This is a genomic window from Bradyrhizobium sp. BRP56 (assembly GCF_020194035.1).
Taxonomy (GTDB): Bacteria; Pseudomonadota; Alphaproteobacteria; order Rhizobiales; family Xanthobacteraceae; genus Bradyrhizobium; species Bradyrhizobium australafricanum.
Window position 1 is genome coordinate 50,143 of record NZ_JADYVV010000023.1, and the last position, 17,006, is coordinate 67,148.

The following is a 17,006-nucleotide window of genomic DNA, read 5'->3' on the forward strand; positions in this document are numbered from 1 at the left end:
CACAGCCACAGAATTGAGTAAACAATCGGAAGGACGTAGTTGTTGATCCAGGCTGAGAAGGATGTCGTCGAGCAGATGCTCTCATCATTGGCGATCAGCTTGTTGCAGAATCGTGTTGCGCCCTCCTACGAACAGGTGATGCATCATTTCGGATTAGCCTGCGAAAGAGCGGGGCTGATCGCGACGGAAGAGGTGGCAGTTCGGATATTGAAGCGCGTTTCAAGCGAAATCAACGAGGCGCAGTCGGTGCTCGAGTTTATCGGACGCGGGGCGGATCTAATGCATTGATCTCGAAGTTAAGAAACTTCCATCGAATCAGTGTCAGATGCAGCCGGGCGCGCGTTGTTCGACTGAGAAAGCGCCCCGGCAAGGGCCGAGTCGTCCGCTTTTGCTGGCCGAAACCTGCGGCAGTCTGAACCGATCTGGCAAGATCGATCCTTGCCGCCGATGTCAGAATAGGTGGGGACTCGCCATCTAGGAGGTTATCAGCCAGCCTTTGCCGATTGCGCCGGGGCGTACCGCCTCGCAGTGAAGCGTGAGCGGTGCTACATGGGATCGCGGGCTTTCAAGCTAGCGTCCCAACGTGGCCATCTGAATGAGCAGGGGGCGGTTTGTTGCCTCGGGAGTAGGAGCCGCAACTCGCCGGCTATCAGCGCCGCGCCGCCGAGGCGCCGTAAACAGCGAGCATTTTGCCAAGCTTAAAACTCGGTTGATCCTCGTCTGCTTTTCGTCGGTCCGCTATCTACGCCTAAGCTTCGGGAGAGGCTGATGGCCAGCCGTCCGCCCATTGTTCGTCGCTCTGAAGCCCGTCAGCTTATCGACAGCTACGTCTCGTAGCAGGAACATCTTTACTGGCTGGTCCGGCTTGATGTTCTCAGATCTGGCAAGAGAATTGGATGGTATCCATCAAGGGATTTACCGCCGAGGCTTTGGCTGTGCTGCGGTGAGCTGCAGTTGCTCGCCTGCAGGCCGGCAGGTGTGCGCGCCAGCCGTGGGCGGTGATTGCGCCGTATGACCGCCAGCTTTGTCATCAGCCGATCAGCGCGCCAACCCTGGTGAGGCTGACGGCTTAAAGGTGCGGCTGCGGACGCGCTTGGTTTGGATACGGAGAGACGGCGATGAATACAGAGCAGCTTGGCTCAGGCACTCCTTCGGGAACTTCCGATTCGGAAACCTCCGAGCCGGCATCTCCGGCTGCCACGCAGTGGGGCGAAGCCCTGACGGATGCGCTGGCGTCCGCTGGCGAGGCGTCCAGCTCGCAGCTCGAGGTCTTGTCGACCTGGGCCGCCGAAGGCGGGCAGGGGCAACACGAGGACCGTCGAGAAGCGGTAAGTCGTACGAGGGCTTGGCAGGACAGAGGCGATGTTAATGAGGCCCTAGATTTGTCGTCCCTGTCCCTGACCGGCTTGCCTGCGTCGACCCTGGCCGGGCTGCGTCGCCTGAATGTCGACGACAATCAGCTGAACAGCCTTCCTGGGAACCTTCCGGTCAGTCTCCAGTGGCTCTCTGCCAGCAATAATCGGCTGACCGGCCTGCCCGAGCTTCCAAATGGCCTGCTGCAGCTCGATGTCATCAGCAACGGGCTCACCAACCTGCCCGCACAGCTACCGCCCGGGTTGCTGCGGCTGAGGGTCGATAACAATCAGCTAACCAGTCTGCCTGATCGCCTTCCGGCGACGCTTGAGGAACTGGACGCCAGCGGCAACCGCTTGACCAATCTGCCCGACCTTCCATCCCGGCTCCAGCGCCTCAACGTCGACCACAATCAGCTGACGGACTTGCCCGAGCCTCTTCCGGGCGGGCTCCAATGGCTCAGCGCTAGCCACAACGAACTGACCAGTCTGCCCGAAACGGCGCTTCCCGACCTAATTTGGCTCGGCGCCAGCAACAACCAGCTGACCAGCGTACCCGAGACCCTGCTGACACAGCTAAGCGGTTATTCTAGCGTTAATCTGGAGAATAATCCGCTCCCCGATTTGGTGCAGGCTGGCCTGACGGCAACGATACATGCAGCGGGCTATGCAGGCCCGCAGGTCTTTTTATCGACGGCCGAAGGCGCGCTGGAAGTCCAGCCGCGCTCGCTGCAAGAGGTTGTGGCGCACTGGCTCGAGGCCGAGCCGTCGGTAATGGCCACTTGGCAGCGCTTCGCCCAAGAACCGGGTGCGCAAGACTATGCACGCTTCCTCGACCGGCTCGGGGGTACCGTGAACTATGGCAACGAAGCGTTCCGGCAGGCGGTCGTCGAGGATCTGCGGCAAGCAGCCGTCAGGCCGCGTTTGCGTGAACAGTTTTTCCAACTGGCCTCGGGAGCGAGCGAGCGCTGCGAAGATCGGGTTACCTTGACCTGGAACGGCATGCAGAGCGCACGGCTGAACGCTGACGTTGAAGACGGCGTCTATGACGGCCGGTTAACCGAGCTGCTCCAGCAGGGCCGGGTCCTGTTTCGTCTGGAGGCGCTGGACAGGATCGCACGCGAGACGGTCAATTCCCTTCGTCGTGCCGATCCTGACGCCGACGTCGACGAGATCGAGGTCTACCTTGCCTACCAGACCCAGCTGCGCAACCCGCTGCAGCTGCTGCACATCGCTCCGGATATGCGCTTCTTGAATGTCTCTAACGTGACCGAGGACGATATTGTCAGAGCCGAGGCGTCGGTGCGCAATCAGGAGGCAGCGGAATTTCCGGACTACCTGGCAACGCGCTGGCACCCATGGGAAAGCGTGTTGAGGCGCATCGCACCCGAAGACCATGTTGCAATGGAGAGGCGGCTCGTCGACGCGATGGGCGATGAATTCCAAGCCCGCTTGGATCGGCGACTGGCCGAGAATGGTCTGACGGGCGATGCCGATGCAGAGCGAGTGCTTGGCGCCCAGATTCGCAAAGAGATCGCCCTCGAGATCAAAGGCCCGGTCATGCATCAGGTCCTCGAGAGATTCGGACTTGAGCTTTGAAGCGCCCTCGAGCGGGAGCCGTCGATCCGGCCAGCTGCGCGCAATCTCAGGCGTCTATCGATCCTTATCGAGGAACGAATGGAGAAGTTTCGTCGAGCGAATGAGTTGCCGGCAGGTCTCGGTCGCTAGGTTGTGCGGACGATCAAGAGAAATCGTTCTATCGACTACTCGACCAGGCGAGCACTCTGTCGAATATCACTCGTTCATCTCTGATAGCGAAATGGATAGTGAACCGGTCCCACAGTCGCCCTTGTGCCTCGTAGGCTCTCGATATTCGTTGCGCGAGATCGATAGGACCCTCGCTGCATCACGCTCGACTCCAAATCACGAAGCATGGTGTAGTTTCGCCGGATCCACTGATGCAGTTCGGTGGTCCAGTCCTTTTCGTCGCGCAGATACCCGGTGAAGGAAAAACTCAGCCGATCGATATATCTCTTTAGAAACAACGGGAGCGCGGAAATCCGGAGCACTCGCTCACAATCCATCGCGTCAGGTAGTCCTTCGCGCAGCACGAATTCATTGTGGACGGTGACCAGCGCCGCCGGTGGAATCTGCCGCCGCAGCATTTGATAACCACGGAAGGAATGGCGGTCAGCGCCCGCGACGAAGAGGATGACAGGCGCGACACAGCAGCGTGCTGTTTCCTTGATGAAGCCGATCTCCTCGCACATCTTGAAGAACTCGTCGAAGGCGTGGAAGCCGAGGTCGATCACCTTGGCTACCCGATCGTGTATGATCAGTGGGTCCATCAGTTGCATCTTACCGTAAGTGTCAATTACATCTGCGGTCTCCGTGATGTTGGGGAGATAATCGAGCAATGACGGTTCCTTGAGATTTACATCGAAGGAGAGCGCCGTACCATTTTTCAGCAGCAAGTACTCGCTCACGAGGCGAGCGACGAGAGTTTTGCCGACCTGCGGGCTAGGAGAGCAGATGATGTAGATAGGAGTCGCTAACATAGCCAGCAGATCAATCTCACTTCGTCCCTGGGCTCAACCCGTCGCTCGCCGATAATGCGACTACTTATCGTCGCTCCGAGTCGCTGACTTGGCGCCGGCCAATTCCGTCAAGTTGATGCGATCAAACTCGCTCCAGACATTTGCCAGCCAGTGCCGTACATAGCCGCGCAGAACGAAGGAATTGTTCGCCGGCTCATCGTTCCGGCCCTTGTTTGCGACAAAATCGACGAATGGGACAGAAGCGACTTCGACCTGCTCGTAGGCCATCTCGTTGAGCTTCGGGATGGTCAACTCGGTCGCATGCTTGATGCGGTGAAAATAAGAATTATAGGTCGACTGGTCCCACTGGAAGAATTGAGTATCGTTGATGAAGTTCTTCACCAGATAGTACTTTGCGCCGGCCATGTAGGTCGCGGTCTCGGCGATCTCGTCCAGCGAAGCGATGGATGATCCCAGAATATGGAATACGGCAAAAGTGATCTGGCCGGATCGCGCCGAATCCAAAAAGCCGATGTCGCGCAAGGAGGCCAGTGCTGTGGATAGTAAGCCGGCGCGAGCATCGATAACGGTGACGGATAGCCCTGAGTTCAGGGTATCGAAGATCTTCATCTGGTCCGCCGTCGTCGCCATATCGACGATCTCGGTGATTGCGGGATAGAATCGCTTCAACGTTCCCCGCGGCGACTCCGTGTCGAATGCGCGTGTTTGCACGTTATTGACGTTGAAGTAGTCCAGAAGCGTTCGTGATACGGTCGTCTTGCCGACGCCTCCTTTGTCCGCGCCCACCACAATCACAACCGGCTTCACCATGGAATTCTCCTGAGACACTCGCTATTGCCGCGCGCGACGTGCGCAATCGGCGTGTCTTTGCTTTGGATGCGAACATGGCAGAAAGAAGGGGCTATTGAATCTTCGACGCGGGTGCGGCCCGATTGATGAGGTTTTCCAGTGCCGAGCCATCGGAGCTCTTTGATTGCGACGACGATGCAATTCGATGACAATAACTAATCTCTCGTGATCGCGTTTCACGTGAGGTTTGTGGTGAGCTGAAAGGACAAATTATTCGAGCAGTCGACCATGCGCGCTGATGATCGCGATCACCATCATGCTAATTCAATTTGATCGTTGATCAGCGCAAACAATTCGAGAGTCTCACGTACGTCAGGAAAGTTGGGCTTTGGCGTGGGCATGACCGGGGTGTTCCGCCCCGGTGCTTAAGACGCTTTCGGCGCGTTGGGTCGCACGGCCGTGCTGATCCGGTTGATCGTCAGACATCTAACTCGACAATCATGGCGGCCGTCTCATCCGGCAGGCAACGTGACGAGCGAACACAACAAGAAAACTATCGAGCAGCGGCCTGTTTAAAGCCTCGTTGCACATTCGAATGTCAGAGCGCCGAGCTGAGAGCTCGGCCCGGGACCTCGGCTCTGTGGACCTGTTCGACGGCGGGAAGCGGTATCCGACGGGCCCTTCTGCAGTTGCTTGATCGGCGAGCCTGATGACCATCTCAATTAGGGATCTTCACTTTGGGCATGAGCGTCACCGACCATCCCCCATACTTGCATCTAGCGACACGGAGGTTGGTCGCTCGGAGAGTCGCCCGTTCCGCGACATGTCGAAAGCGATAATTTTCTCGTGCATATAATCAGGTCCGCCACAATGCGGCCGATCAGGTGGCATCCCAGGCGGCGCCGTCGAGGGAACCCGCCGTTATTGTGGGGCTGCCGCTGCCACGATGGGCCGCTGCTGATCATCGTCACAGGTATTCAGGATCGGGCCGCGTGACACCACAGAACATAACGCCAGTTCGCCAGGGTCGCAGTAACTGAGCACACCTGTAAAGCGCAAGGCAGCTAAAAGCACATATTTGCTAGCAAATCGGGTAAGGAGCGGAAACAAGAAGCGTCGACTTCATAGCTCCTGCTTCTCTGCCCCGGAGTCCGCCGACAGGAGCAAACTCTAGCTCTGCGAAGGCCCCAGGGCCAAGAATTCCGCTTGGGCCAGCAGTGAGAGATTAGCAACGATCGGCAAGCGGTTAATGTGTGATTACGCCGCTAGTGCGAGAATTTGAGCGCAATTTTTTTGCTCCGCCGCAGCAAACTGCCGGTTCTTTACCGGAGGACGTGGAGAGCGAGTCTCGTGCCTGCGGCGCTGAGGTTGCCTGAGAGTTAATTGGGTTTCCTCGGTAAAGCGGGTGATGGTGTGGCGCCTAGCTGCTCGGCGTGTGACGGGGTCGTCGTGGCGGAGGGAACAGGTGCCGACTCGGCCGCGACCGGTGGGGAGCGGCCGACGATAACGGTGAGCAGACCCTGGCCCCACAGCCGCTGCGCGACCTTCCTGGCGTCTTCCAACGTCACCGCATCGACGATGGTATTGTAGTTTTCGATATAGTCGATAGGTAGCTTGTCAAGCTGATGCTGCAGCAGCGTTCGCGCTAGCTTTGATGAAGAATTGAGAGCCAGCATCTTCGAGCCCTTCAGGTAAGATTTTGCATCGTCGAGTTCTTGTCGGGTCGGGCCCTCGTCGGCGATACGGCGGACCTGCTTCTCAATCTCTTCAAGCGTCTCGCCGGCACGATTGGCGCGGGTGCCGCTGTTGCCTACGAACACGGCGGAATGATTCATCCAGACCAGCTGCTGACGGACGGAATAGGCCAGCCCGCGCTTTTCGCGAACTTCGCGAAACAGCCGTGACGACAGACCGTCGCCGCCGAGAACGTGGTTGACGATATTGGCGGCCATGAAATCGGGCTTACTGCGGCGGACGCCGGGACCACCGAAAGTCACAGCCGTCTGGGCCACATCGAGCGGAATGAAGACGCGCTGCGGCGGCTTTGCTGCGACGACGTCGCGAATCGGCACCGAGTCCGCCTTGGCCGGCAGGCCGCCAAACGCCTTGTCGAGCAGTCCGCAGAGGACGTCTGGCTGAATGTCACCGACCACAGCGATCTTGAGGGTGTCTTTTGCGATCACGCGCCGGACATAGCCCTTGAGATCGGTGACGCCAATCTTCGGGACGCTCTCGAGCGTGCCTCCGGCTGGCCGAGCATAGGGATGATCGTTAAAGGCGACTTCGAGGAACTTGCGATTGGCGAGCGATGAAGGATTGTTTGAATCATTCCTAAGATTCGCGAGCAGGCTGGCACGGATCCGTTCGACATCGGCCGCGTCGAAACGGGGTAAGGTTAGTGCCATCCGTAAAAGGTCGAAGGCCTCATCCGCGTTTTCCTCGAGCGTGCGTAAGGCACCGCGGAACTGATCGCGCGTCGATCCAAAACTCAGCTCAATGGCGCGACGGTCGAGCCGCTCGTGAAAGCTCTTGGAGTCGAGATCGCCGGAGCCTTCATCGAGCAAGTCAGCGACCATGTGGCCGACGCCGGCTTTGTCGGCGGGGTCCTGTGTCGCGCCGCCGTTGAAAGCGAATTCCATCGCAATAAACGGGACAGTTGCGTCTTTGACGAACCAGGCTTCTACCCCACAGGGCGAGACCAGGCGCTGGATCTTGGCCGCGGCAACGCTCTTGGCGGCGCCGAGCGAATCTGGCGAAACAAGCATTCCAATTGACAATGAAGCTCCGCCGATGAGGACGGAACGCCGTGTAAAGGAACAGGTCATGATCGTTTCTCCGTGTGCTTTGACGTCGCTTTGGTGAGATAGCCGGTCACCGAGCGCTTCTTGTCGAGCCATTTGCGCGAGGCCTCGAGTACCTGCTCCGCCCGTACGGCGCGGATGCTGTCCGACCAGCCTCGGACGTCGTCGATGCTCAATCCGGTCGTCAGTCCGCCGCCATACCAGGTCGCGAGCTCTTCCAAGTTGTCGTGGGCATAGATTGCTTGCGCGATCAGCTGTGTCTTGACCCGCTCGAAATCCTCTGCCTGCGGGGAATTGTGCGCAATATCGGCGACCGTCTCGTCAATGGCGCAGTCGAGCTGCCCGAGCTCGACGCCCGGTTTCGGCGTGGCAGAAATCTCGAATTGCGAGAGATCGATCGCAGTAGCGCTGTAGCGCGTCCAGGCGCTGATCGCGAGCCGCCTGTCGATTACCAGCGCGCGATAGAGATATGAGTTGATGCCACCACCCATCAATTTGCAGAGCACCTCAAGCGCTGGACTCTCCCCGGCGGTCGCGGTGCGAGCCGAGGGTACGAGATAGAGACGGCGCAAGGCTGGCTGCTCGACGCGGGGATCTGCCAACGTCACGGTGCGCGGCGCGGCCGGCGTTGGCTCCTGCGGTCGCAGGCGTTCCGCAGGAATCGATGGCTGCGGGGGAATGCCGCCAAAATTCCTTTCCACCATCGGGCGGACCTCGCTGACCTTGACGTCACCCGCGATGATCAGGATGGCGTTGTTCGGCGCGTAGAAACGCTTGTAGAAAGCGAGCGCGTCTTCGCGGTCGAGATTTTCGATCTCCTGCCGCCAGCCGATCACAGGGTGACCGTAGGGATGGTTGAGGTAGAGCGCCGCCATCATCTGCTCGACAAGCCGCGCATCCGGCCTGTTGGCGACGCGCATATTATATTCCTCCAGCACGACGTCGCGCTCTGACAATACGTCCCGGTCCTTGAGAATAAGACCGGTCATGCGGTCGGCTTCAAATTCCATCATCTTGCCGAGCTGTTCGCGCGGCACGTGCTGGAAATAACTGGTATAGTCCCTTCCCGTGAAGGCGTTCTGATTGCCGCCGACGCGCAGCACGGTCTGGGAGAATTCGTCCGCCTGATGTTTGGTTGTGCCCTTGAACATCAGGTGTTCAAGGAAATGCGCTAGCCCCGATTTGCCCGCCGGCTCATCGGCGGAGCCAACCTTATACCAGATCATCTGAGTCACAACGGGTGCGCGATGATCCGGAATCATCACCACTTGCAGGCCGTTTGGAAGCATGAGGGTAGCCGGTCGATCCGATCTGGCCTTGTCCTCAGCAAAGATGCTCTCCTCCGCAGAAGAGTATAGGTTACGATTGGTGCTATCAGCCGTCCTGTGCTCGACCGCCGGGGAGGTGGGTGTCACTGAATCGATAGCGCCAGTAGCGATGCTCGACGCCATGGCGTTGACGGTACTCCGGTTCTTCATGGCCTTGCCTTCGCTCCATAGAGATCCATGTTTTGTGGCAGATAGACCGACAAAACAGGAGGCTGTACACGGTTTGGCAAGGAGCAAAGGTCGGGCCAAATGCCCGATGTGCGGCACGGGCCGCACGGCGCGCCAACCGGACGCAAGACCGATCCGGCGCGCGTGTTCTGGTCAAAGGTCAACGGCCGGCAGGTCGTGAACACGACATTGCGCAAGAAAGCACACGACAATCTGGCGCAAACCGTAGAATGGCAGCGGGGATAGACAAATTGAACCGCGATATGACTCCGGATCAAATCCCTGTCGCCTGTTACTGTCTCGTTCTACGCCGGGAGTGGCTTGGCGATGTTTCTCATGGTGGCGAGGCGAGAGTTGGCGAGAAGCTCCTTGGAGTACGCTGTGCCGAAGTAGTCGAGGACGAAGGTGCCAGAATAGCGTAGATTATCGCACGCGCGGATGAGGCTATCGAGTATTGCGCCGACTTGCCCAATGCGGTCGCGATAGCGCGCGCGAATGACATTAACAGCGTTCATCGAATGAACCGCCTCGTCGGCAATTATCTCTCGCAGCCAATGATGAAACGTGTTGTTCCCAAGAGCGTCGTAAAACGGCTTTTCTGCCGCGTAGGCGCGGCAAGTGCACATTTCGTCAAACGCAATCATAACTAACAAGGAGAATTCGTCCTTCAGGTAGTCGGTAATCGGACCAAAATCACGCGATCGAGCGCCCAACCTCTCGCGAAGATGCTTTTCGGATCCGTTCGCGACAAGTTCAATGATCCGGATGAAGCCATTGGTGTGGCGCTCTTCATCAATCGCCCAGGCGCTGAGAAATGCTGCAGCTTCATCGGTCGCGATGAGATTTCTGGCGGCAAGTTCTTGTTTCAAATGCCGGGCGTCATATTCCGTGTATAAATCAGGCCACAATTTATCCCAACGTGCGCGTATGGCTGATGGTTCGGCGCTGAACATCGCAGGTGTAAGAGCGCTGAACAATTCGCTTGGATTCCAGTCCCGTCGAACCGGCGTGATCATCCCTGTCCCCTAGCCGCGAGCGCTTAAGCGAACGTTTTTGTCTTTCCGAACCCTGGCAAATATTAGCTGCATACGAAACGGTCGTCGCCTCTCAGTTTTGGTGGGGCAAGTCCGGGTCGTACTGTTCTCGGCCCATCCAAGGTTGCGGTCAATGGCCAGCGAAAGTTCATCGCGGTGAGAAGCAAGCCAAGAAGAAGTGGAATACGCGCGTTTACCAGCCGACTGGTTTCGTCGTACTGATCGACACGCATAGCATCGTCAGTCTACCATCGGCCGGTTGCTCGGACTGCACGACGCCTTTGCCGTCACTATATGCTGGCGCGGAGTTCGAGCGATGGGACATGCACCAAGCAACGGTCTGTGCGAGAATGCGCGCTGAGCAGGCTCGGAGCATTGAAGCGTTGGCAATGCTCCCCGATCCACCTTCGTCGCTGTTTAGTACGAACTGCCATTGCCCTTATTCCTGTCGCACTCTGCCCTGTCCGGTGTGATACTTATTATGTCCAGAGTCCGACGCTGCGGATCAGGGCTGCGGGAGCGCTGTATCAAGTACATGTTTTTCCTGTTCGTGGACGGCAAGCCCTCACGATCGTTTGTGGCACGTCGCTTGCTCGGTCGAGAAGTGACAATAGTGGCCTCACAATCATGAGATGGTGTGTGGGCGCGTCAATTAGTGATCATGGGAGACATGCGGGAGCGCTGCTCAGGCGTCGTCTCGTCCATATACAACCATACAGGAGATGGCGATGACGAAAGAAACCGGGATCAACGATGACATCGGCATTGCAGCCGGCGCATTTCAGGACTTCACGAAGCGAGCCATCGGAGCGCAAAGCGAGTTTGTGAAAAAGTACTCAGAGGCCTATTGGCACTGGCAGGAGCGCATTCAAATCGAAGCGACGCAGTTGACAGAGTTCTTCAAGCGTGTCTCCTCGACGTCTTCAGCGCCCGACCAGATCGGCATTCTTCAGGGGTGGATGAAAGGCGCCAAGCAGCGGTTCACGGAGGATGTTGTCTATTCTATCGAAGCCGCGAAAGCTCTCACGAATGTCGGACTGCAGGCTTAATTTGGTCTCTGCCGGCGCAAGGTGGCGGTGTCATATGCAAGGTAAGTAACGGATGAATTGCAATGTTACTACACGTGGCGATACAATTATCGATCGCATCTCTAATTACTTTTGAGGTTTTGCGGCGGCGTATAGTGCGGCCGATTAAGGGGAGCCTAGTTATCGGCAAGCCGGCCACTCAAGCGTCAAGCTTTTGCACGCTATTGTTCGCTGCGCGCCAAGGCGTCATCCATCCGCGGTTGTGACCCGGCATCCTCGGTCTCCGTCTTACTTTCTAGCGCAAGCGACAGTTTGAGATTGTTGTGCAACATCGCATTTGAGGGTTCTCTTTCGAGAGCTTTGCGGTATAGCCCTTGCGCCTCTTGATGGCGGCCCTTCTGATCGAGGACAACGCCCTTGGCGTTCAGTGTGCGCAGATCGCCGGGAGCCGCCAAGAGGACATTATCGAGAACCTCAAGGGCTTGATCGGGCGATTTGCGGGCCAGCAGGACCCGCGCAAGAGAGATCGCCGCATCGACATTGTTTGGTTGTTGCTTCAACGTATCGCGCAGAGTTTGCTCATCAGCATCCCGACCGAGGCTGTATGGAATTCGTTCGCGCACGCCAGGATCGATCGCCTTGGCGTCAGCTAGGTCTGACGAGGGCGTCTGCCGCGATGAAAGGGCCGACCTATCCGGGTTAGCGCAGCCTGCGAGCAGAACGATAGCGAGCGAGCTTGAGCACAAGGCTGAGCGAAGGAAGCATGCGCGTCGCCAGAGGCTTATCTCATAGGAATTCATAGGCTATCTCACGACGAGCTGCTGTGCTCTGTTAACTTGCGGCTGGAAGCAGCCCGCCACGCTCCGAGGAAGGAACCCTTTCCTTGGTAGCCGGAAGTTTCACGGACCCAATCGGCTGGACTGTGAACTCCGAGGCGAGATCCTGATAAGACAGAACGGGCAGATCGAGCCCGTTGCGGGTGAGAAAGCCGCGTACGAAGCGCCGGATATCCATCGAGCCGAGAATGACGGGCTGGCTTTGGCTTTGTGCGATGGTCGAATGGATCTGACGGAATTGTGAAAGCAGCTTCTCGCTCTGCCAATCGTCCAGAACGAGATATGGTCCGACAGCGGTTTCGCGCACCGAAACGCGCACTATCTCTTCAGTCTCACGCTCGATGATAAAGGCGGCCACAACGCGGTGGGCATTGGCATAGCGAAAGCAGATCTGCCGCTTCAGCGCGGCACGAACATATTCAGTGAGCAGGACGGCGTTCTGCTCGCGTTCACTCCATTCTGCAAGGGCCTCCAGGAGGAGGCGAGTGTTGCGAATGGGTATCCCCTCGTCGAGCAGACGGCGCAGGACCTCTGCGATCCGAGGAATGGTCGCCGTACGAAGCACTTCCTTCACCAGATCGGCGTACTCCTGCTCCATTCGGGCAAGCAGTTGACGTGTCTCTTGAATGCCTACCAGGCGCTGTGCGTAGCGTGTCAATGTGGAATGGAGACGTAAAGCAAGAATTTCGACCGGACGGTGGTGTCCGATCCCGGCGGCTTTGAGCGCAGCTGCATGGCGTTCTTCGATCCATACGCGAGCCGTCTCCGGATCTTGCCGAAATGGGATGCCGCTTAGTTCAATGTTCGCAATATCATCGTTGAGAACGAGTTGCGTCGGATCGATCACATCCCGTTCAACCGGCACGCTATCGACATCTATCCTGAACTGCGACTTGGACAGGTTCTGGTCAATCCGGGCCGGGATACGCGGAACCGTGATTCCAAGGTCTGCCGATACCGACGTGGAAACGCGCGCGATGCTTTGTTCCAACTCGTCTTTGTCGATTGAATGTGTCAGGTTCGGCGCAAGGAATAACGCAATCGGAAGTGCTTCCGCATGAGCGGCTTGCTTCTGTGCCTGTGCCTGTGCTGGAGCCGGTGCCGAAGCAGTGACGTTTGCGCCTGTCTTCGCGGCAGGCTCGTCGCCTTTCGCGCCGACCTTGACATAGCTTGCGGCAGCGAAGAGCACGGCCAAGATGACGAACGGGGGCAAGGGGAAGCCAGGAACGAATCCCATTAACAATAAGACGCAGGCCGCCAGCCGAAGCGCTTGTGTGCTCGCCGTAAGTTGGCTGACAATATCGGCCCCAAGCTTGAGCTTGGAAGGCCCGTTGACCCGTGTGACGATGGTCGCGGCCGTAATCGACAGCAACAGTGCGGGAATCTGTGAAATGAGCGCATCACCTATCGTCAGCAGCGTATAGTGATGCATCGCGGCATCGAGCGACATATCCTTGGAGAGCAGGCCGATGCTGATTCCGCCCAGCATATTGATGCAGATGACGATCAACCCGGCGATCGCGTCGCCTTTCACGAATTTCATGGCGCCATCCATTGCACCATGAAGTTGGCTTTCTTGCTCAAGTGCCGCGCGCCGGCGACGTGCTTCGTGTTGATCGATATGGTTGTTGCGCAGCTCCGCATCGATCGCCATCTGCTTGCCCGGAAGTGCATCGAGCGTGAATCGCGCTGACACCTCTGCGACGCGCTCGGCGCCTTTGGCAAGGACCATGAACTGCACCATGGTCACGATCAGGAATATGACGATTCCGACAGCGATATTCCCCGAAATGACGAAGTCGCCAAAGGTGTGGATGATGCTGCCGGCGTCGCCCTCCGCAAGAATCAGGCGTGTTGTTGCGATGGTCAGCGCCAGACGAAAAACCGTCGAAATCAGAATGACGCCCGGCAGCGACGAAAAATCAAGCGGCGTGCTGAGATAGAGGGCAACCATCAGCAGCAATATGGCAAAGCCGAGGTTGAAGCCGATAAGCATGTCAATCACGATGATCGGGATCGGCATGATCATCATGCCGATCGCCAGAAGCAGCATCAGTGCGACCATGATATCCGGATGGGCCGGTGCGCGGGCGACGAGATTTCGTAGGTGACTGGCCATGCAAAGCCTTATTGTTTGACCGGAGCCGGGTTGCCCCGCAAGGAAACATAGCGCTTGAAGGTGGCCTGCGCCTCGGCCATGCGGCCAGCCTGACGCAGAGCATGGCTGCGCAGCAGCAGCAATGGCAGACGCGACGATGGCTGATCATCAAGCATGTCCAGCCTGTCCAATACCGATAGCGCTTCCTCGCCGAGGCGCTCCGAGATGAGGGCATAGGCGAGGATGCGAAGCAGCTCGACGTCTTGAGAATGTTCGTGAACGACGAGCCGCAAGAGCGCCAGACTGTGTGCGCTCTGCCCGCACGCAAGGTGGACATAGGAAAGCGTGCAGAGCAAATCGCGCTCGGGCCCAGAGATCGGAACTGCCCGATCGGCTTTGGAAACATTCGACGACCGGGTAGGTGTGAAGTGCTGCACTTCGTGCGGATCTGGCATTGCTAGCCTTGGATCAAGCTGTTGTGATTCTGCCGGAGCAGGATTAAACGCCGCAGCTCCAGCCGCAGAAGCGCAGCCCCTTCGCCTGCCACCGAGCCCTCTGGCGCGGCTGACAGCGCATCGGCCAGACGCTCGAGGAGAAGGCCGTGTTGCTCCGGACGTACTACATGCGAATGACGCAGGCGGGGCGTGACGAAGGAGAGCAGGCTATGCGCGAGATTGGGGCCCTTCAGGCAGGCAAGTTCCGAACTCGTTTCGATCTTACCTGCGTGCTCGGTGGCATCGGTGGGATTGATCCGCGAGATTGGATCGATTGACTTGAGTTCGAGCGCGTTATCGATCGTGCTGGCAGCCAACCGCTCCTGCGCTTCGCGCTGTTGGACAACTGACGTGTGACCCTTGCCGTTTCCATGGACCTTGTCGATGCCGACGCTCCTGGCCTGAGGTGTGGCCGGGGCGATAACAGGTGCATGATGCTCGTTGTTAATTCCCTGAAAGGCGATGCCAGGCTCTACGGACCGCTGCGGCAGCCTAGTCATGAAACGTTCCTTCGTTGGCCGCGGGCTAAAACTCTAATAAGACAAAGCAGCAAGCTGGCCATTGCGTGTCAGCAGCACACGTCCGTCCTCGATCTCCTTTACGGTCCATCCATTGCTCAGGAGTGCACCCGCGAAGTACTTTTGACCAGCAATGACCAGATAAGGGGCGCTTCCGCGCCAAACTGCCTGGACGGCAATTGCGGGGGGCGCCTTCTCCTCCTTGATGGCGACCGCACTGACGAGCGTATAAGCACCATTGCTTTGGACATCGAACCGCTGCTGGACTTCCCGCCATTTAGCGAGCGAGGCAGGCGTAATAGTGCCATCGGCGGTCACAACGCCCGGCCCGGAACTGACTTTGATGCCGAGCAGGCCCGCCGCGTCAACTTCCCCTTGCAGCCGTTGAGCCGCTGCGTCGGTGGCCGGAACATCAGGGGTCGCGAGCGCGATTTTGGGGGCAATGTCCGTGGAGGAGGACGAGGTGCTCAGCGCTGCGGCGCTGTCGAACTGGACAAATCTCGTTGAAAGGGTGCCAACTGCGGCAGAGCTGATGAGGACCAAGGCAAGCGGGATAATCGGTACATGCCAGCGCCCGGTAGAGCCGGCTTGCTGAGTGCCTTCGGTCGAGCAGCGAATGGACATCGCGCCCATATGGATGACGGCAGGAAGAGGGACAACAACGGTCTCATTTGGCGAAATAGGGCCGCGACCCTCGATCGCGACGTCCGCGGCAAGGGCCTCGATCTCGATCGAGCTGATATGCCAGCTGACGCGAAGATGGTGCGGTTCGAGGCCTTGCTCGATGAAGACCAAATCAGCATCGAGGCTGCTGCCAATCAAGCAGGAGCCGCTCCCCGCTTTGCCGGTCAACCCGGAATAACACCCCGACAACACTTCGAATAGCGGGGAAGCTGGTTCATTCACGATCGTCTCCTGAATGAAGAACGAGACCGTACGGCAAAGCCGTACGGTCTGTTGCGACTTCACAGATCATGCGGCCGGCAAAAGCGGGAGGATATAATTTCGTCCCGCTTCATCCGTTACTGCACCCGCTCGTCGGCCACTTTCTTGACGGTCGAGAGTTCTGTCGAGACGACGCGAAGTTCTACATCCCTTTCAGCAGCCTTCGTGCTGCTGGCAGTCAGGGCGGCGAGCTGCCTGTTGAATGCCGCTTCTCCCGCAGCTTCAGCTGCGGCGGAACCCGCGGCTGCAGTAGCAGTACCAGCTGCGCCACCCGCCGTCGAGGAATGAGAAGCACCAACCTTATCAGCCATATTGTCTCTCCTGTTTATTTGAAGATTGCCGCGCCTTGCGGCTCCGATTTTCCTGACGCCGCAACATGCGAGGTCAGGAATCCTCCTCTGTCTCGGCCATGGCGTCGTCGAAACGACCCATTGCACTACTTACAAACTGCATAGCGACGGCGCCGAGAGCGACGTTGAACGCTTGCTGCATAGCAGCGGCTTGCGAGTCAGCGTCTGGACCAGACGCGCCGCCATTTAAGGGAGCGCCTGCACCATGCGATTGGCCATGATCATCGTGCTCGCCAGGCGCCCGAGATCCTTTTTTGCCGCCGCCAGTCGCGTGGAGGTCGGAATCAAGGTGCCCAGCGGCGCTAGAGCTGGAAATGCGCATCGGGTTCTCCTACTTCAAAACTTCGTTCGTGCGGAGGGAGCGGTCGCCGTCACGGCTACTATGGAAGCATTAGCTTTCGACAAGCTGACGAGCCTCAGAAATTCTGTGAGCCGATCTCTTTGATGTTGCCTCTGGACAGGCCGCCTCATATTTCGGCAGTGTGTCGGCGTAAGCTGCAGGTCACAGGGTTGGTACAAGACCTCGCCTATGTGGCACTTGATCAGGCAAGCCGTTGTTCATCAAAGCGCAGCGTTGACAAGCGGAATGTAAGCGCCGGACGGATAAAACGGGCTTAAGCTTTGACGTGGCCCATCTCGGGACTCGCCCGGCTTTGGACCCCTCGCAGCTCGTTCGGCAGTTTAGGTACCTCGAACCACGCAGCGAT

Annotated in this window: 15 protein-coding genes; 4 read left to right on the forward strand and 11 right to left on the reverse strand. The window is 58.2% G+C overall.

What is annotated here, in order from left to right:
• Positions 1 to 42 precede the first annotated feature (42 nt).
• A complete protein-coding gene (locus tag I6F38_RS17900; RefSeq protein WP_225161260.1) occupies positions 43 to 288 on the forward strand; it encodes a hypothetical protein in 246 nt (81 codons plus the stop codon).
• Positions 289 to 1,118: 830 nt separating this feature from the next.
• A complete protein-coding gene (locus I6F38_RS17905; RefSeq protein ID WP_016848203.1) occupies positions 1,119 to 2,951 on the forward strand; it encodes an NEL-type E3 ubiquitin ligase domain-containing protein in 1,833 nt (610 codons plus the stop codon).
• A 203-nt stretch (positions 2,952 to 3,154) separates the two neighbouring features.
• On the opposite strand, the gene I6F38_RS17910 is transcribed toward I6F38_RS17905, so the two are convergent.
• The 4 genes from I6F38_RS17910 to I6F38_RS17925 all read right to left on the reverse strand — a co-directional run bounded on the left by I6F38_RS17910 (position 3,155) and on the right by I6F38_RS17925 (position 8,789).
• Entirely contained in the window at positions 3,155 to 3,910 is a 756-nt protein-coding gene (locus I6F38_RS17910; protein WP_018269935.1) for a hypothetical protein, read from the reverse strand.
• A 60-nt stretch (positions 3,911 to 3,970) separates the two neighbouring features.
• Positions 3,971 to 4,720, reverse strand: a complete 750-nt coding sequence (locus I6F38_RS17915; RefSeq protein WP_018269936.1) for a hypothetical protein — start codon at positions 4,718 to 4,720, stop codon at positions 3,971 to 3,973.
• A 1,358-nt stretch (positions 4,721 to 6,078) separates the two neighbouring features.
• Positions 6,079 to 7,464, reverse strand: coding sequence for a pitrilysin family protein (locus I6F38_RS17920; RefSeq protein ID WP_016847909.1), 1,386 nt, complete (start codon positions 7,462 to 7,464; stop codon positions 6,079 to 6,081).
• A gap of 56 nt (positions 7,465 to 7,520) precedes the next feature.
• Complete coding sequence (locus I6F38_RS17925; protein ID WP_018269939.1) at positions 7,521 to 8,789, reverse strand: pitrilysin family protein; 1,269 nt, start codon at positions 8,787 to 8,789, stop codon at positions 7,521 to 7,523.
• A 288-nt stretch (positions 8,790 to 9,077) separates the two neighbouring features.
• On the opposite strand from I6F38_RS17925, the gene I6F38_RS17930 reads away from it, so the two are divergent.
• Positions 9,078 to 9,242: a hypothetical protein gene (locus I6F38_RS17930; RefSeq protein ID WP_016847912.1), complete on the forward strand. Its 165-nt coding sequence runs from the start codon at positions 9,078 to 9,080 to the stop codon at positions 9,240 to 9,242.
• Between the two features lie 59 nt (positions 9,243 to 9,301).
• On the opposite strand, the gene I6F38_RS17935 is transcribed toward I6F38_RS17930, so the two are convergent.
• The gene (locus I6F38_RS17935) at positions 9,302 to 10,012 is read right to left on the reverse strand and encodes a hypothetical protein (RefSeq protein WP_225161261.1); all 711 of its coding nucleotides are present in this window, start codon (positions 10,010 to 10,012) and stop codon (positions 9,302 to 9,304) included.
• A 746-nt stretch (positions 10,013 to 10,758) separates the two neighbouring features.
• On the opposite strand from I6F38_RS17935, the gene I6F38_RS17940 reads away from it, so the two are divergent.
• Positions 10,759 to 11,079: a hypothetical protein gene (locus I6F38_RS17940; RefSeq protein WP_225161262.1), complete on the forward strand. Its 321-nt coding sequence runs from the start codon at positions 10,759 to 10,761 to the stop codon at positions 11,077 to 11,079.
• A 200-nt stretch (positions 11,080 to 11,279) separates the two neighbouring features.
• Here the strand turns inward: I6F38_RS17940 and I6F38_RS17945 are convergent, their stop codons facing one another.
• From I6F38_RS17945 to I6F38_RS17970, 6 genes are all read right to left on the reverse strand, one after another.
• Complete coding sequence (locus I6F38_RS17945) at positions 11,280 to 11,681, reverse strand: tetratricopeptide repeat protein (RefSeq protein ID WP_225161263.1); 402 nt, start codon at positions 11,679 to 11,681, stop codon at positions 11,280 to 11,282.
• Positions 11,682 to 11,889: 208 nt separating this feature from the next.
• On the reverse strand, positions 11,890 to 14,013 hold the full coding sequence (gene sctV / locus I6F38_RS17950; protein WP_026192314.1) for a type III secretion system export apparatus subunit SctV: 2,124 nt from the start codon (positions 14,011 to 14,013) through the stop codon (positions 11,890 to 11,892).
• 8 nt (positions 14,014 to 14,021) lie between these two features.
• Positions 14,022 to 14,447, reverse strand: a complete 426-nt coding sequence (locus tag I6F38_RS17955; RefSeq protein ID WP_050994308.1) for a hypothetical protein — start codon at positions 14,445 to 14,447, stop codon at positions 14,022 to 14,024.
• A gap of 2 nt (positions 14,448 to 14,449) precedes the next feature.
• Positions 14,450 to 14,986 (reverse strand): hypothetical protein, encoded by a 537-nt coding sequence (locus I6F38_RS17960; protein WP_225161264.1) that lies wholly within the window; start codon positions 14,984 to 14,986, stop codon positions 14,450 to 14,452.
• Positions 14,987 to 15,019: 33 nt separating this feature from the next.
• Positions 15,020 to 15,910 carry an FHA domain-containing protein gene (locus tag I6F38_RS17965; protein WP_225161265.1) on the reverse strand — a complete coding sequence of 297 codons (891 nt, stop codon included), beginning with the start codon at positions 15,908 to 15,910 and terminating at the stop codon, positions 15,020 to 15,022.
• A 116-nt stretch (positions 15,911 to 16,026) separates the two neighbouring features.
• A complete protein-coding gene (locus tag I6F38_RS17970) occupies positions 16,027 to 16,260 on the reverse strand; it encodes a hypothetical protein (RefSeq protein ID WP_075968406.1) in 234 nt (77 codons plus the stop codon).
• Positions 16,261 to 17,006: the final 746 nt, after the last annotated feature.

Coding starts and splice junctions, on each gene's coding strand:
- I6F38_RS17905 (WP_016848203.1), top strand. CDS start 1,119: ATGAATACAGAGCAGCTTGGCTCAGGCACTCCTTCGGGAACTTCCGAT.
- I6F38_RS17910 (WP_018269935.1), bottom strand. CDS start 3,910: ATGTTAGCGACTCCTATCTACATCATCTGCTCTCCTAGCCCGCAGGTC.
- I6F38_RS17915 (WP_018269936.1), bottom strand. CDS start 4,720: ATGGTGAAGCCGGTTGTGATTGTGGTGGGCGCGGACAAAGGAGGCGTC.
- I6F38_RS17920 (WP_016847909.1), bottom strand. CDS start 7,464: ATGCTTGTTTCGCCAGATTCGCTCGGCGCCGCCAAGAGCGTTGCCGCG.
- I6F38_RS17925 (WP_018269939.1), bottom strand. CDS start 8,789: ATGCTTCCAAACGGCCTGCAAGTGGTGATGATTCCGGATCATCGCGCA.
- I6F38_RS17930 (WP_016847912.1), top strand. CDS start 9,078: ATGCCCGATGTGCGGCACGGGCCGCACGGCGCGCCAACCGGACGCAAG.
- I6F38_RS17935 (WP_225161261.1), bottom strand. CDS start 10,012: ATGATCACGCCGGTTCGACGGGACTGGAATCCAAGCGAATTGTTCAGC.
- I6F38_RS17940 (WP_225161262.1), top strand. CDS start 10,759: ATGACGAAAGAAACCGGGATCAACGATGACATCGGCATTGCAGCCGGC.
- sctV (WP_026192314.1), bottom strand. CDS start 14,013: ATGGCCAGTCACCTACGAAATCTCGTCGCCCGCGCACCGGCCCATCCG.
- I6F38_RS17955 (WP_050994308.1), bottom strand. CDS start 14,447: ATGCCAGATCCGCACGAAGTGCAGCACTTCACACCTACCCGGTCGTCG.
- I6F38_RS17960 (WP_225161264.1), bottom strand. CDS start 14,986: ATGACTAGGCTGCCGCAGCGGTCCGTAGAGCCTGGCATCGCCTTTCAG.
- I6F38_RS17970 (WP_075968406.1), bottom strand. CDS start 16,260: ATGGCTGATAAGGTTGGTGCTTCTCATTCCTCGACGGCGGGTGGCGCA.